We start from the raw sequence: 14,612 nt of genomic DNA, 5'->3' as shown, positions 1-14,612 counted from the left end.
GCGGCCGGGCACAAGGCAGGGGGGCTCTTTGCTAGAGTGAGAGCCTGTTCCGGGAGGGACGATGAAGATCGGCACCACCACCAGCCTGGGGCTGGCCATCATGCTCGTCATGGGTCTCGGGGCCTGCCCGAAGGCCCCGCGCTGGAGCGGCGAGAAGGTCAGCTGTGAGAGCGACGCGGACTGCCGCGAGCGCTTCGCCGGCAGCGAGGAGGTGAACCCCGACCAGCTCTGGTGCGACGCGAGCGTGGGCTTCTGCATCCAGGTCGAGCAGCCCGACTGCGCCACCGTCGACGACTGCCCCCAGGGGGTCCCCTGCGCCGAGGGCAGCTGGGCCTGCAACCTGGGGCGCTGCGAGCTCGCCTGCGTCGGCTGCGACGTGGACGGGGATCGGGACGGCTTCGGCGAGGGCGAGGGCTGCGCCGGCCCGGACTGCGACGACACCCACTCCGGCGTGGGCCGGCACACCGTGCGCCAGTGCTACGAGGGCCCCGAGGGGACGGCGAACCGGGGCGTCTGCCGCTCCGGACAGGAGTGGTGCATCGAGGGGATCTGGTACCCCTGCCACGGGCAGGTCCTGCCCTCCGAGGAAACCTGCAACGGCCTCGACGACGACTGCGACGGCACCGACGACGAGAGCGTGCCCCTCCCGACCTGCGGGATCGGGGTCTGCGAGGCCGAGGGGCGCTGCAGCGGCGGCGCCCTGGGGGCGTGCGTTCCCGGCACCCCGGCCCCCGGCGGCGAGGGCACCCTCCCCAACGGCGAGGACGACGACTGCGACGGGGTCGTCGACGAGGTCCTGAACGCCTCCGGCAACCTGCCGGACTGCATCTTCGTCGCGCCGACCGGCGCCGACACGCCGGGCAACGACGGCCGCAACTCCCTCCTGCCGCTGCGCACCCTGCAGTTCGCCCAGGCCGAGGCCGAGCGGCAGCTCGCCACCGAGGAGCAGGTGACGATCTGCGTGGCGGGCGGCCCGATCTGCGGCACCGGGACCGCCGACTACGTGATCGACACGGCGACGGAGGGCTTCCGGATGCACGACCGGGTCTCGATCGTGGGCAGCTACGAGAGCACCACCTGGACCGAGTGCCCCGGCCACACGACGCGGCTGCTGACCCACCACCCGCAGGGGCTGATGGTGCCCGACACCGTGCAGAACCCCACGGCGCTCGCCCGGATGGTCCTGCGCCGGGCGCAGGCCGACCTCATCGGCATGACCATCAGCGGCGCCCGGTCGTTCACCCTCTCGAACGTGGCGATCATCGGGGCCGAGGTCAGCGAGAGCACCACCCTGGGGCTCTCGATCAAGAACGGCGCCGAGGTGCGGGCCACCCGCCTCAACGTCCACGGGGGTGGGGGCGTGCTCAGCAGCGTCGGGATCAAGGTGGAGGCCTCCCGCCTCCAGCTCGAGGACAGCTGCACCCCCGACCCGAACGCCGGCGGCTGCGGCTCCTGCGCCGGGGACTGGAGCCGGGGGATCCACGGCGTGGAGTCCTGGGTCGCCAGCCAGGGCGCCGTCGGTATCGAGCTGATCGACGCCCAGGACACGACCCTCGATCGGATCTCCATCTGTGACACCCAGGCGACCTACGGCCTCGGGCTGCGGGTCAGCGGCCGGGCCCAGGGCGTGGCCTTGCGGCAGAGCTGGATCGAGGCGAGCCACGCCGGGCAGACCGGCCTCGGGGTGCTCCTCGAGTGCCACCGGGGGGCGCCGGAGATCGCCTTCAACCCGGCCATCCTCGCCAGCAGCGACGGGGCGAGCCCCGGCAGCAGCGCCCTGGGCATCGTGGCCGGCCGGGACTGCCCGGCGGTCATCCACGGCAACGGCGCGATCGTCGGCGCGGCCAGCGTGACCGGGCTCTCGATGGCCGCCGGCATCTTCTGCGAGGGCGTCCCGGACGATCCTCCGATCGACGATCCCGGGACGGCCTCGGCCTGCCAGATCATCGGCAACCGCTTCATCGCCGGCGGCGGCGAGCTCGCCGCCCCGGTGACCGCCCTGGGGGTGGCCTGCGGCGGCGGGGCCTGCGCCCGGATCGAGGGCAACCGGATCGAGGGCGCCGAGGGCAACCCCGGAGCCGCCCACTCGGCGGCCCTGGTGCTGATGCCCGACAGCCGCCCCCTGGTGGCGCGCAACCAGCTGATGGGCGGCTGCGCCGATCCCGCCCGCCCCGAGGGGACCTACTGGGCGGCGGGCCTGGAGGCGATGGACAGCGGGGCCCGGGTGGAGAACAACGCGATCCTCGGCGGCAACTGCGTCGCGACGACGGGCTCGGTGGCCTTCGGCCTGCTGGCCCACGTGACCCGGTCCACCTACGACCTCGACGTGGTGAACAACACGATCGACGGTGGCGGCTACGGCGGCGCCACGGTGGGGATCGCCTTCGACAGCGACCCCGCCGATCCCATCCGCCGCGGCTACTACCGCAACAACGTCGTGCGGCCCGGGCGGGGGGACTACGGCTGGGCCTTCGGCGCGATGAGCGCCGGGGCCCGCCCCCGGACCCTCGGCACCAACCTCGTCTGGCTCTCCCGGAGCTCCCAGGCCCTGGCCATCGACTACTCGAACCCGGCCAGCCCGGTGGTGGCCAACGACGTGGCGGAGGCCCGGGCCTTCCTCGGCGAGGCCTTCGACGTCCTCTTCGGGGATCCCCGGCTCGTCGCGCCCGACAGCGTCCCCCTCGATCCCCACGTCGAGGGGGGCTCGGCCTGCGTCGATGCCGGGGCGCCCGGCGGCGCGCCGCAGGGGGACTTCGATCTCCAGCGCCGGGACGACGGCGCCATCGACCTCGGCGCCGACGAGCTCTAGCCCAGCGCGTTCCCGAGGAGGTGGAGGCCCGCGAGGAGCAGGCCCGCGACCCCCAGGGAGAGGCCGGCCGCCTCCAGCCGCCCGCGGGTCGAGGCCCGCCCGGGCAGGAGGAGGGCGAGGATCAGGGCGATCCCCAGGAGCGCCCCCGCCGGGGGGGTGGCCGCGAGGCTCGGCGTGAGGAGCGCCGCGGGCTCGAGGCCGGCGAGCAGGCCGGCGAGGACCAGCCCCAGGGCCAGGCCGGCGCTGCGGGGTCCGCTCGTCCCCGGACGGTCCCGGAGGGCCGAGAGGAGCCGGGCGGTGGGGCCGGCGAGGAAGGGGAGGAGGGGGAGCAGGAGCGCCGGGGCCGCGGGGGCGCCGGGCGTCGGCAGGAGCGCGGCGAGCAGGACCGCGGCCACCACGCCCAGGCTCACCAGGAGGAAGCCGCGCCGGGTGCCCCGCTTCCACCAGAGCCCCAGCCCGAGGAGGCCGAGGAGCACCCAGGGGGCACGGAGCAGGAGCCCCTCGCCGCCGAGCGCGGCCGCGAGCAGCGGCGCGGGATCGACCGAGAGGGCGGGCAGGTCGGGGACGATGGGATCGTCCCACACCAGGCCCGCGGCGGTCAGCGGGAGGGCGAAGCCCGCCATCCCCGCCATCGCTCGCCCGGAGAGCTTGTCGAAGCGGGGCGCGGGCAGGTGGCGCCAGCCTCCGAAGAGGCCGTGGAGGGCGACGGCGATGATCGCCGGCGCCAGGTAGGGGTGGGCCAGGAGCGCGCCGGCGAGGACGGCGCCGGCGCCGGCCAGGACGGTCGGCCGCTTGCTGCGGTGGCTGCTGACCACCAGGAGGTGCGCGCCGAAGAGCAGGGCCATGCCCGTCGTCAGGGTGGAGCGCGCCGCCACCGCGGCGAGGGCCGGCGAGGCGGCCACCCAGGCGAGGGCCCCGGCCTCGGTGGCCCAGCGGTTGTCGGCGTGATCCTGGAGCAGGTGCGCCTTCGCGGCCTGGACGACGATCACCGCCGGCAGGGCCAGGAGGAGGAGCGCGCGGCCCGCCTCCAGCCACTCGCCCGGCGGGACCTCGGCGCCCGCCGCCGCCTCCAGGGGGAGGAGGGGCCAGCCCAGGGCAATACCGACGAGGGTCGTCAGCAGGAGGGAGAGCGTGCGCACGGCGGGGGGATCAGGAGGTGCAGACCGCCGGGTCGCTGCCGCTGCAGCAGGAGGGCGCCGGGATCTCGCAGCTGCGCGCGGGGTCCATCGGCTCACCGGCCATGCGGGCGTTCAGCCAGTCGAGCTGCTCGCGCAGGGACCAGGTCCCGCCCTGGACGTGGTTGGCGTCCTGGCAGACGAGCAGCTCGATGCCGTAGCCGCTCGCGCAGAGCTCGCTCACCCCGTCGGTCACGGTCACCAGGGGGACCAGCTCGTCGAGCTCGCCCGCCGCGACGAAGAAGGGCGGATCGTCGCCGCGCGGGATCGGCGCGGCGTTGATCGAGTTCACCTCGAGGTAGCAGTCCCAGGGCTCGCCCACGCTGCCGCCGCGCATCCCCTCGGTGAAGTCCGCCTCGTAGAGGGAGCCGCTCGCCTGGAGGATCGCGCCGAGCTCGTCGCCCGCGTCGCAGGCGTCGGTCGGGTACATGAGCGTGTCGATGTTGTCGGCCAGGTTGTGGGGCGCGTCGTTGACGAGCACGCCCTCCATGCTCGCCGGGGCGCCGTACCAGTTGCGGTAGGCGTTGAGCATCGCGGCCAGCAGGCCGTGGATGCCTCCCCGGTCGTCCACCCCGAAGGCCATCAGCTCGCGCATGTCGATGGGGGGGATGGAGGGGAGCACCGCGTCGATGTCGAACTCGGGGGCGTAGTGGGGCCCGTAGCGGGCGGTGAAGAAGGCGGCGTGGCCGCCCTGGCTGGCGCCCATGATGGCGGTCTGGTGGGAGGGGACGGCCTCCACCCCCTCGGCGGCGCCCAGGGCGATGGTGGCGCGCAGGGCGTCCCAGCTGGCGATCGCGGTGGGCTCGCCGATCAGGTAGGGGTGGCGCAGGTCCACGGTCTCGCCCAGGCCGGTGAGGCCGAGGTAGTCGGGGGCCGCCACGATGTAGCCCCGCGCGGCGATGGCGGCGGCCAGGAGCTGGCCGCCGAGGTCGGCGGAGGGCGCGCAGGGATCGGAGAAGCCGGTGGTGCCGTGGGTGTAGATGAGGAGGGGGAGCTCGGCCGGCAGATCGGCGTTCGCCGGGAAGGCCGCCACGGTGGTGGCCTCGCGGACGACCCCGCGATCCTGGGTGCGGTAGCGCAGGCGGAAGACCCGGGCGCCGTAGGGGGAGGGGCCCAGCACGTCGGCGAGGCCGCCGGCGGCCAGCAGGCCGTCGATGCCCGCGGCGTCGAGGTCGAGGAGGGTGACCTCCTCGGAGGCGACGACCCCGCCCACCTCCTCGGCCGGCAGCAGCTCGTAGCTCTCCATGCCGCAGAGCGCGACGGGCAGGGCGGGCTCGGGGTCGCGGCAGCCCGTCGAGGGGAGGATCAGGAGGAGGGCGGCGGCGACCAGGAGCAGGACTCTCATGGGAATCTCCTAGCTTGACCGGGGGATCCCGGGCATCTATACAGGTGTTCAGTCACCCTGGGCGATCGGCCCGTCGGAGGCGATGTCAGGGGTGGGGGCTAGACTGGCGCGCATACCCAAGGGGCGGTCGAAAGAGAGACCGCCTGCAGCTTCGAAACGAAAGGAAATGGGCATGGCAAACGATCCTCGCGACAACAAGGAAAAGGCCATCGATCTGGCCGTCTCGGCCATCGAGAAGCAGTTCGGCAAGGGCTCCATCATGCGGCTGGGCGTCGGAGAGCCCCTGGTCGCCGACATCGAGGCCATCCCCACCGGGGCGCTCTCCCTCGACGTGGCGCTGGGCATCGGCGGCATCCCCCGCGGGCGGATCATCGAGGTCTACGGCCCCGAGTCCTCGGGCAAGACCACCCTCACCCTCCACATGATCGCCGAGGCCCAGAAGCGGGGCGGCATCGCGGCCTTCGTCGACGCCGAGCACGCCCTCGACGTCGCCTACGCCCGCAAGCTGGGCGTGCGCACCGACGACCTGCTCATCTCCCAGCCCGACACCGGCGAGCAGGCCCTCGAGATCGCCGACATGCTGGTGCGCTCCGGCGCCATCGACGTCCTGGTCGTCGACTCGGTGGCCGCGCTCACCCCCCGGGCCGAGCTCGAGGGCGAGATGGGCGACTCCCACGTCGGCCTCCAGGCCCGGCTGATGAGCCAGGCGCTGCGGAAGCTCACCGGCTCGATCTCCAAGTCGCGTACGGTGGTGATCTTCATCAACCAGATCCGCATGAAGATCGGCGTGATGTTCGGCAGCCCCGAGACCACCTCGGGCGGCAACGCGCTGAAGTTCTACGCCAGCCAGCGCCTCGACATCCGGCGCATCGGCGCCATCAAGCAGGGTGAGGAGGTCATCGGCAACCGCACCCGGGTGAAGGTGGTGAAGAACAAGGTCGCCCCGCCCTTCCGGCAGGTGGAGTTCGACATCATCTACGGCGAGGGCATCAGCACCGAGGGCGACACCCTCGATCTGGCCGTCTCCAAGGACATCGTGGAGAAGAGCGGCGCCTGGTACAGCTACGAGGGCGAGCGCCTCGGGCAGGGCCGCGAGCGGGTCCGGGACTTCCTCAAGGAGAACCCCGAGATCCTCGCCAGCATCGACGCCAAGGTGCGCGAGGCCTTCGGCCTGAAGGTCACCCGCCCGCAGCTCCGCGCCGTCGAGGGGGGCAGCGAGGGCGAGGCCGCCGAGCAGGCCTCCTCCCGGGGCAAGAAGGCCGCGCGCTAGCGCGCTCGCGGCGAAGGCGGGCCGGTGAATCCCCGGCCGCCTCGAAGGGCTCTCACTCGCAGGGGCGGGGAGAGCCCTTCTTCATTTCGAGACGCTCCATGATCGAAGTCATTGCCCACTACTGCCCCCAGAACCACCCCTGCCCGGTGGTTCGCCTCTGCCCCGTCGATGCCATCGAGCAGGAGGGCAACTCGGCCCCGAAGGTGGACCAGGAGAGCTGCATCGACTGCTGCGCCTGCACCAACGCCTGTAGGGCCTTCCAGGGGGACTGCTGCTGAGCGTACGCTGCGGCGAATGCTGCCCCAGCCGCGCGAGATCCCCAAACCTCACCTCGCCGAGGACGGGCGGGTACGCATCCGTCCCTATCGCGAGGACGACGTCGAGCCGATCTACGAGGCGATCGCCGCCTCCAAGGTCGAGATCATGCGGTGGCTCCCCTGGTGCCACCCGGAGTACGGCATCGAGGAGACCCGGGCCTGGGTGGAGAGCCGGCCCGGGGCCTGGGAGAGCGGAGACGAGTTCAGCTTCGTCGTCGAGGAGCCCTCGACCGGGCGGATCCTCGGGGCCAACGGAATCCACGGCGCCTTCCGCAGCCGCCTGGTGGGCGGGCTGGGCTACTGGATGCGCACCGATCACGCGGGTCAGGGCCTGACCACCGCCGCCTCGCGGCTCACCCTGCGCTTCGGCTTCGAGGTGCTGGGGCTGCACCGCATCGAGATCCTGGCGAAGACGGGAAACCTGGCGAGCCGGCGGGTGGCCGAGAAGCTCGGCGCCACCTACGAGGGCGTCCTTCGCGACCGGCTCTTCTACGGCGGCCGGTCCCACGACGCGGCCTGCTACTCGCTGCTGCCCGGCGAGCTCTGACCCCTGCCGGCGTGGCGGCGGCACCACTCGGCCATCGCGACGGCCGAGGCCGCGCCGGCGTTGATCGAGCGGGTCGAGCCGTACTGCGGGACGTGCAGGATGCGCTCGACCACCTCCCGGGCTTCCGGCGAGAGGCCCTCGCCCTCCTGCCCGAAGAGGAGGAGGCAGCGGCGGGGCAGCTCGCTCTCGTGGAGCGAGCTCGAGCCCGGCAGGTTGTCGATGCCGATCAGGGGGAGCGCCTGCTGCCGGGCGTGGGCGAGCAGGCCCTCGAGGGTCGGGTGCTCGAAGAGGTGCAGGTAGCGCTCGGTCATCATGGCGCCCCGCCGGTTCCAGCGGTGCCGCCCGACGATGTGGACCCGGCCCACGCCGAAGGCGTTGGCGTTGCGGACCACGGCGCCGATGTTCGGATCCGAGCGCCAGTTCTCGATGGCGACCTCGAGGGGGTGCCGGCGGGCGTCGAGGTCCTCGACGATCGCCTCGACCCGCCAGTAGCGGTAGCGATCGAGCACGTTGCGACGATCGCCGCCGGCCAGCAGCTCGGGATCGAGGCGGGGGTCCTCCGGCCAGGGCCGGGGGTGGGGGCCGACGCCCACGGCCGGCCGCTCGGGGTCGTCCAAGGCCCTAGCCCTTGGCGGCGCCCTCGATGGCCGCGGCCAGCTCGAAGTCGAGCTTGGTGAGGCCCTCCACCGGGTAGGTGAAGAGGCTGACCTTCAGCTGGCCCGGCGTCAGGAGGAGGGCCGGGTGGTGGCGCCGCTCCTTGGCCAGGGTGCCGATCTTGTTCACCAGGGTCAGGGCCGCGACGTAGTCGGCCGGGGCATAGCTGCGCTCGAGGCGGCCCTCCTCGCCGACGCTCCAGCCCTCGCCCAGGGTCTTCACCTGCTCGGCCACCGTCTCCTCACCGAGCTTCTCGGCGCCCGCCGAGGTGGGGCTGTCGCCCTTCATCGCGTTCACGTCCACCATCCGGGCGGTGGCGAGGCCCATGACCGCGTCGGTGATCTTCGCGGCCAGGATGAAGTCGTTCTCCGAGAGGCCGTCGACGTCGTGGGTGCGCAGGGAGACCCGCACCTTGCGGCGGTCGAGGGCGAGCTCGGGGTGGTGGCCCTCCTGCTCGGCCAGGCCGCCGGTCTGGTTCACGAAGTCCAGGCCAGTCTCGAAGGCCGGGAAGACGAACTCGCGCACGAGCGTGCCCTCGCTCACCTCCCAGCTCTCGCCCAGCTGCTCGAGCAGGGGCTTCCAGGCGGCCTCGTCCAGGGGGGCGCTCCCCTTCTCGATGGGGGTGCAGCTCTTCTCCAGCAGATCGTTCATCTCTCGCGTTCCTCCGGACCTCCGAGGTTCGGGCAGCGGCGGGGGCCCGGTCAAGGGTCGCGTCCCGATCGGGAGGCGCTGCTGCGTTGCGTCATCCCCGCGCCCGGCGTACCGTCCGGTGCCCATGAGCCAAGGGAACCTCAGAGTCGCCGTCGCCGGGGCCACCGGCTATGCCGGAGCCGAGCTCCTGCGCCTCCTCCAGAGCCACCCGGAGGTGGGTCACCTGCGGGCGCTCGCGCGCAGCGAGACCGGCAAGACCGTGGCCGAGCTCTTCCCCTCCTTCCCGGGGGAGCGCGGCGCCGGGGCGCTGGTGCTCGAGCCCCTCGGCGAGCCCGAGGCGGTGGCCGCGGACCTGGCCGGCGAGTGCGATCTCGTCTTCCTGGCCCTGCCGCACGCCACCAGCGCGGCGCTGGCGGCCCCCCTCCACGCCGCCGGCCTGAAGGTCATCGATCTCTCCGCCGACTTCCGCCTGCGCGATCCCGACGTCTACGCCGGCTGGTACGGCGAGCACCCCTGCCCGGAGCTGATCCCGGAGGCGGTCTACGGGCTGCCCGAGCGCTACCGCGAGGCGCTGAAGGAGGCCACCCTGATCGCGGCCCCGGGCTGCTACCCCACCGCCACCCTCCTCTCGATCCTGCCCCTCCTCGAGGCCGGCCTGGTCGACGGCGGCATCATCGCCGACTGCAAGAGCGGCACGAGCGGGGCCGGCAGGAGCCCCAAGGTGGGGACCCTCCTCTCGGAGGCCGGCGAGCAGATCTCCGCCTACGGCATCGCCGCCCACCGCCACGAGCCCGAGATCGCGCAGGAGGCCGGCCACGCCGCCGGGCACGCGATCCGGGTGACCTTCACGCCGCACCTGGTGCCCATGAGCCGCGGCATCCTCGCCACCGTCTACCTCGGCACCACCGAGGAGGCGCCGGAGGACGAGGAGGGGCTGCGCGCCCTCTACCGGGAGCACTACCGGGACGAGCCCTTCGTCGAGGTGCTGCCCGCGGGGCGCTTCCCGGGCACCGGCTCGGTGCGCGGGAGCAACCGCTGCGCCATCGGCGTCACCCGTCACCCCCGCTCCGGGCAGGTGATCGCGGTGTCCGCCATCGACAACCTGATCAAGGGCGCCGCGGGGCAGGCGATCCAGTGCATGAACCTCTGCTGCGGTCTCCCGGAGACCGCGGGCCTCACCCCGATGGGTCTCCTGCCATGAGCGACGCTCCCTCGGTCGCCTTCACCCGGCAGCTGGGCATCGAGGTGCCCGTGATCTGCGGCGCCATGTATCCCTGCTCGAACCCCGAGCTCGTCGCCGCGGTCTCCGAGGCCGGCGGGATCGGCGTGATCCAGCCGGTCTCCCTGGCCTACGTCCACGACGAGAGCTTCCTCGACGGCCTGCGCCGGATCCGCTCTCTCACCGACAAGCCGGTGGGCTTCAACGCCGTGGTCGAGCAGAGCTCGAAGGTCTACGAGGACCGGATGCGCCTCTGGGTCGATCAGGCCCTGGAGCACGACATCCGCTTCTTCGTCACCGCCCTGGGCAACCCCCGCTGGGTGGTGGAGAAGGTCCACGCCGCGGGCGGCGTCGTCTACCACGACGTCACCGAGCGAAGGTGGGCCGAGAAGGCCCTCGAGGGCGGGGTCGACGGGCTGATCTGCGTGAACGGCCGGGCGGGCGGCCACGCCGGCACCCGGAGCCCAAAGGAGCTCCACGACGAGCTGGCCGATCTGGGCGTGCCCCTGGTCTGCGCCGGGGGCATCGGCGGCAAGGCGCGCTTCGACGAGGCGATGGCCATCGGCTACGCCGGGGTGCAGCTGGGCACCCGCTTCATCGCCACCACCGAGTGCACCGCCCACGAGGACTACAAGCAGGCCATCCTCGCGGCGCGGGAGGAGGACATCGTCCTCACCGACAAGATCTCCGGGGTCCCGGTGGCGGTCATCAAGACCCCCTACGTCGAGGAGATGGGGATCGAGGCCGGGCCGGTGGCCCGCCGCCTCCTGAAGGGGCGGCGCACCAAGCACTGGATGCGGGCCTTCTACACCCTGCGCTCGGTCTGGCAGCTCAAGCGCACTTTCCAGCGCGGGCGTGGGTACAAGGACTTCTTCCAGGCGGGGAAGAGCGTGGAGGAGGTGCACGAGGTGATGAGCGCCGCAGATGTGCTGCGGAGCCTCGTCGCTCCGGCCTGAGTTCTCGGCTGCGAGCTACGAGCCATGAGCTTCGAGCTTGGCGTGTCCCGCGCTCGCAGCTCGTAGCTGCCGATCAGCCCGCGGCCTTCGCCGCGTCGTCCAGCGCCCGCTGGACCTTCAGCGCGAGGCGCTTCACGTCCTCGTTGATCTTGATGAACTGGGCCTTGCCCTGCTCGTCTTCCATGACGCTGTTGAGGCGGTCGACGGTCTTCTGGGCCGCGGCCTTCTCCGGCACGCGGTCGTTGTCGCCGAAGAGGGTGGTGTCCAGGGCGTTGATGTGGGCGAAGCGCGCCTCGAGATCGTCCTCCTGGATGGCGCCGAGGAGATCGTCGAGGTACTGGAGGTCGGCGGCCTGGGCCAGGGCCCAGCCGGCGCGCTCGCGGACCTTGCCGTCCAGATCCTTGAGCTTCTTCACCCAGCAGGCGTTGTCGGTGCCGCACTCGTCGGCGGCGACGACCATCGGGCGGCGCTTGGCGGCGCGCTCCTCGAGCTTCGCGATCCGCTTCTGGCACTCGGCCTCGATGGCGGCCTTGTCACCCTCGAACCAGGCGGTGCAGGTCTTCAGGTCCTTGTTCTTCTCGACGATGCGGTCGTAGGTCTTGGTGGCGTTCTTGAGGGCCAGGCGGGCGTAGCCCCAGAGGGCCTCCTCGCGAGCGTCGTAGCCGAAGCCCTCGAGGGCGGAGTCGGCCAGGGGCTGGGCGCCGCGCTGATCGCCGATCATCACGAGGGCGCGGGCGTAGGCGCCGCGAGCGTTCGCCTCTTTCTCCTCGAGCATCTTGCTGATCTCGCCCACCGCCTCCTTGGCCCGCAGGCGGCCGAGGGCCTCGGCGGAGAACATCGGGGGCAGGAGCTTGAGGTCGGCGAAGGTGTCGTCGAACTTCAGCCGCCGGCGCAGAGAGGGGATGGCCCGGCGGTCGGAGAGGTCGCCGAGGAGCTGCGCGGTCTTCGCGTAGATGCCGGCTTCGAGCACGCCCTGGCCCTCGGCCCACTTCATGAGCTCCTTGTTCTTCCCGTCGAGGATGTCGATCAGCTCGGGGATGGCGTCGGCGCCCACCTGGAAGATGGCGAAGGAGGTCTCGCGGTAGAAGGAGACGCCCCGCCGCTCGATGAAGAGCATGTGGATGAGGGTGGGCATCGCCTTCGGATCGCCGATCTTGCCCATGGCCTGCACGGCGTTCTTCGAGATGAAGGGATCGGTGGCCTCGGCCTCGGCGATCTCCATCAGGGGCTCGAGGGCGGAGGGATCACCCACCTCGCCGAGGGCCTGCACGGCCGCCAGCGCGGTGAAGTTGTCCCGGCTCTTGGTGAGCTTGAGCAGGGTGCGCACCGACTTGGGATCCTTGAGCTTGCCCAGGGCGTCGGCGATGCGGCCGTTGGCCTTCGAGGCCTCCTTGTCGGAGACGGCGGCCGAGAAGTCGATGGCCGAGAGGAGGGGATCCACCGCGGCCTTGTCGCCGATCTCACCCAGCAGGAAGGCGGCCGCGGCGCGGGCCGGGTAGCTCTCCTGGAGCAGGGGGATCAGGGTCGGGACGAGGGGCTTCAGGTCCTTGCCCTCGCGAAGGTCCTTGGCGCCGAGCTTGCGCAGCTCCTCGGCGGCGTCCTTGACCTCCTTCTCGCGCTTCAGCTCCGGGATGGCCTTGGCCCACTCCTCGGCGGTGGTGGGCGGCGGGCTCGAGCAGCCGGCGATCAGGGTCAGGGCCAGGAGCGAGGCCAGAAGCGAGGAAAGCCGCGAGATCATTGGGTGTCCCCCTTGGAGGTATCGGATGCGCGACGGGTATCGAATCGACGCGCTTATAACGCGACGCGTGATTCTCGTCACGACCTGCGGCAGCCCCGAGGGGCCGCGCGAGGGGGTCGCCCGCAGGCGGCGGCGTCAGCTGCCGATGGTGCGCAGCGCCGTCCGGATGACGCTCTTGATCCGGGCGTTGGCCGGATCCTTCTCCATCGCCTCGAGCATCACGCGCGAGCCGGTGTCGCCGGCCCGGCCGAGGGCCTGCACCGCATAGAAGCGCACCCGCAGATCGGGATCCTTCGCGCTGCGCCGCAGGACGTCGATGGCCTCCGAGCCCCCGGCGAAGCCCAGGAGGACGAGGGAGGGGATCCGGGCCTCGCGATCGACCAGACCCAGCACCCGCTTGATGTGATCGTCCACGTCGATCAGCCCCTCCATCTCGACGAGGCTGGCGTCGACCGCGGCGATGACCTCCTCGGTCTCCAGGGGAGAGGAGAGGAGGCCCGCCAGGGGCATCAGGCAGCGGCCGTCCTGCAGGGGACCGGCGAGGCGGGCGGCGTGGGTGCGCACCCGGTAGGAGTCGCTCTCCAGCGCCGAGAGCACGGCCGTGACCTGATCCTCGCGAGGCCAGGACTTCAGGGCGCGCTCGACCGCGTCCCGCACCGGCGGCTCGGGATCACCGAGGAAGCCGGCGAGGGCGTGGCGGGCGTCAGGGGCGTCGAGGCCCCCCAGGAGCTCCACCGCCACCATCCGGGCGGTGCCCTCCGGGCGCTCGCGGGCGAGCACGAGGTAGGGGATCGCCTGGGGGCTGGCCAGCTGGCCCAGGGCCTTGCGGCAGGCCCGGCGGACGAAGGCGTCCTCGTCCCCGAGCCCCTCGAGGAGGGCGTTGATGGCGGTGGCCTCGCCGAGGTTGCCCATGGCCATGGCCGACGCGCCGCGCACCGCGTAGTGATCGTCCTCCTGGAGGGCGCGCTCGAGGGCCGCCAGGTCGTGCCGCGCGTCGCCGCGCCGGCCGAGGAGGAGGGCGGCCTGGATCCGGGCCTTGTAGGTGCCGCTCTCCGCGAGGGTCGAGTGGAGGGTCGCCCGCTCGCTCTCCTCGAGGGTGAAGACCCGGCCGGGGGCGGGGCGAGCGGAGGGCACCGCCTCGGCTTCGGCCTCGGCGGGAGCCGGCGCGGCCTCCTCGGGGGCCTGGGCCAGGGCCCGATCACCGCTCCCGGCCAGCCCGGCGAGGAGCAGGCAGACCCCCAGTCCCGGGTGGAGGACGGATCGGTCGCGCCGCGACGACGGTGCTGGGCCGCTCATTCCGAATCGACCGTGGTGGCGCCGGCCACGGACTGACGTTTGCGGTCCCTGATGGCCTCGAGGGACTTCACGACCTCGTCCTTGCCGGCCCCCTCGAGGGCCGAGATGGCCTTCTCCAGGGCGTCGGCCTCGCTGCGATCGCGCTCCTTGAGGGCCTCGACCGCGGCGTTCAGGCTGTCGAAGAAGCCGCGGAGCTCGTCGCGCTTCCGCAGGGGACGCAGGGCAGGGTAGGCGCCCTCGGCGATGACGGTGAGGTAGCGGCCCATGATGTAGGCGGGGCCGGCGACCCGGTGGGTCACCAGGACGCCCAGGAGGCCGAGGGCCACCATCATCAGGACGGTGATCCCGACGTAGATCCAGAGCAGGTGCTGGTCCGCGGCGAGGAGCTCCTGCTTGAGCGCGTCGTCCATCTGGAGCAGCTCGTTCATCATCAGGAGATTGGTGTTCTCCCGGTGAGCCTCGAGCATCCACTTGCCGAAGATGAGGGCGATCAGGCCACCCACCAGCGAGATGAGTAGGGTGTACTTGAGCTGGAACGACCGGTCGACGATGTACTGGCGGCGGCGTTTGGCCATCGTCCTCTCCGTGAAAGCAGGAAGGCCGCTGTGCGGGCCCGTTGCAACTACCCTCGAAAC

The 14,612-nt window shown here is 72.3% G+C and carries 13 protein-coding genes; 6 read left to right on the top strand and 7 right to left on the bottom strand.

The features are described 5' to 3' along the window. Positions 1–61 precede the first annotated feature (61 nt). Positions 62–2,809 carry a hypothetical protein gene (locus P1V51_13330; protein ID MDF1564024.1) on the top strand — a complete coding sequence of 916 codons (2,748 nt, stop codon included), beginning with the start codon at positions 62–64 and terminating at the stop codon, positions 2,807–2,809. On the opposite strand, the gene P1V51_13325 is transcribed toward P1V51_13330, so the two are convergent. Beyond that, positions 2,806–3,948, bottom strand: a complete 1,143-nt coding sequence (locus P1V51_13325) for a hypothetical protein (protein ID MDF1564023.1) — start codon at positions 3,946–3,948, stop codon at positions 2,806–2,808. The two genes, P1V51_13330 and P1V51_13325, sit on opposite strands and share 4 nt — an antisense overlap. Positions 3,949–3,958: 10 nt before the next feature. Then, a complete protein-coding gene (locus tag P1V51_13320) occupies positions 3,959–5,329 on the bottom strand; it encodes a lipase family protein (GenBank protein ID MDF1564022.1) in 1,371 nt (456 codons plus the stop codon). A gap of 172 nt (positions 5,330–5,501) precedes the next feature. On the opposite strand from P1V51_13320, the gene recA reads away from it, so the two are divergent. The 3 genes from recA (at position 5,502) to P1V51_13305 (ending at position 7,463) form a co-directional block, all read left to right on the top strand. Continuing rightward, positions 5,502–6,599, top strand: a complete 1,098-nt coding sequence (gene recA, locus P1V51_13315; GenBank protein ID MDF1564021.1) for a recombinase RecA — start codon at positions 5,502–5,504, stop codon at positions 6,597–6,599. Between the two features lie 98 nt (positions 6,600–6,697). Next, on the top strand, positions 6,698–6,877 hold the full coding sequence (locus P1V51_13310; GenBank protein MDF1564020.1) for a 4Fe-4S ferredoxin: 180 nt from the start codon (positions 6,698–6,700) through the stop codon (positions 6,875–6,877). Positions 6,878–6,893: 16 nt separating this feature from the next. After that, complete coding sequence (locus P1V51_13305) at positions 6,894–7,463, top strand: GNAT family protein (protein ID MDF1564019.1); 570 nt, start codon at positions 6,894–6,896, stop codon at positions 7,461–7,463. Here the strand turns inward: P1V51_13305 and P1V51_13300 are convergent. Together P1V51_13300 and P1V51_13295 are read right to left on the bottom strand one after the other, a co-directional pair. Beyond that, positions 7,436–8,080 (bottom strand): TrmH family RNA methyltransferase, encoded by a 645-nt coding sequence (locus P1V51_13300; protein ID MDF1564018.1) that lies wholly within the window; start codon positions 8,078–8,080, stop codon positions 7,436–7,438. The two genes, P1V51_13305 and P1V51_13300, sit on opposite strands and share 28 nt — an antisense overlap. Positions 8,081–8,084: 4 nt before the next feature. Then, a complete protein-coding gene (locus P1V51_13295) occupies positions 8,085–8,768 on the bottom strand; it encodes a 4a-hydroxytetrahydrobiopterin dehydratase (protein ID MDF1564017.1) in 684 nt (227 codons plus the stop codon). 124 nt (positions 8,769–8,892) lie between these two features. Here P1V51_13295 and argC point away from each other — a divergent pair, with 124 nt between their 5' ends. After that, the gene (argC, locus tag P1V51_13290) at positions 8,893–9,969 is read left to right on the top strand and encodes an N-acetyl-gamma-glutamyl-phosphate reductase (GenBank protein ID MDF1564016.1); all 1,077 of its coding nucleotides are present in this window, start codon (positions 8,893–8,895) and stop codon (positions 9,967–9,969) included. Next, positions 9,966–10,943: a nitronate monooxygenase gene (locus tag P1V51_13285; protein MDF1564015.1), complete on the top strand. Its 978-nt coding sequence runs from the start codon at positions 9,966–9,968 to the stop codon at positions 10,941–10,943. Before argC ends, P1V51_13285 begins: the two co-directional genes overlap by 4 nt. Positions 10,944–11,016: 73 nt before the next feature. Here P1V51_13285 and P1V51_13280 read toward each other — a convergent pair whose 3' ends face one another. From P1V51_13280 to P1V51_13270, 3 genes are all read right to left on the bottom strand, one after another. Further along, a complete protein-coding gene (locus tag P1V51_13280; protein MDF1564014.1) occupies positions 11,017–12,681 on the bottom strand; it encodes a HEAT repeat domain-containing protein in 1,665 nt (554 codons plus the stop codon). Between the two features lie 135 nt (positions 12,682–12,816). Beyond that, positions 12,817–13,977 carry a HEAT repeat domain-containing protein gene (locus P1V51_13275; protein ID MDF1564013.1) on the bottom strand — a complete coding sequence of 387 codons (1,161 nt, stop codon included), beginning with the start codon at positions 13,975–13,977 and terminating at the stop codon, positions 12,817–12,819. Continuing rightward, entirely contained in the window at positions 13,974–14,552 is a 579-nt protein-coding gene (locus P1V51_13270; GenBank protein MDF1564012.1) for a signal protein, read from the bottom strand. The genes P1V51_13275 and P1V51_13270 overlap by 4 nt, the downstream gene beginning before the upstream one ends. Positions 14,553–14,612: the final 60 nt, after the last annotated feature.

Source organism: Deltaproteobacteria bacterium (genome assembly GCA_029210625.1).
Taxonomy (GTDB): Bacteria; Myxococcota; Myxococcia; order SLRQ01; family SLRQ01; genus JARGFU01.
This window is presented reverse-complemented; position numbering and strand designations above follow the sequence as displayed.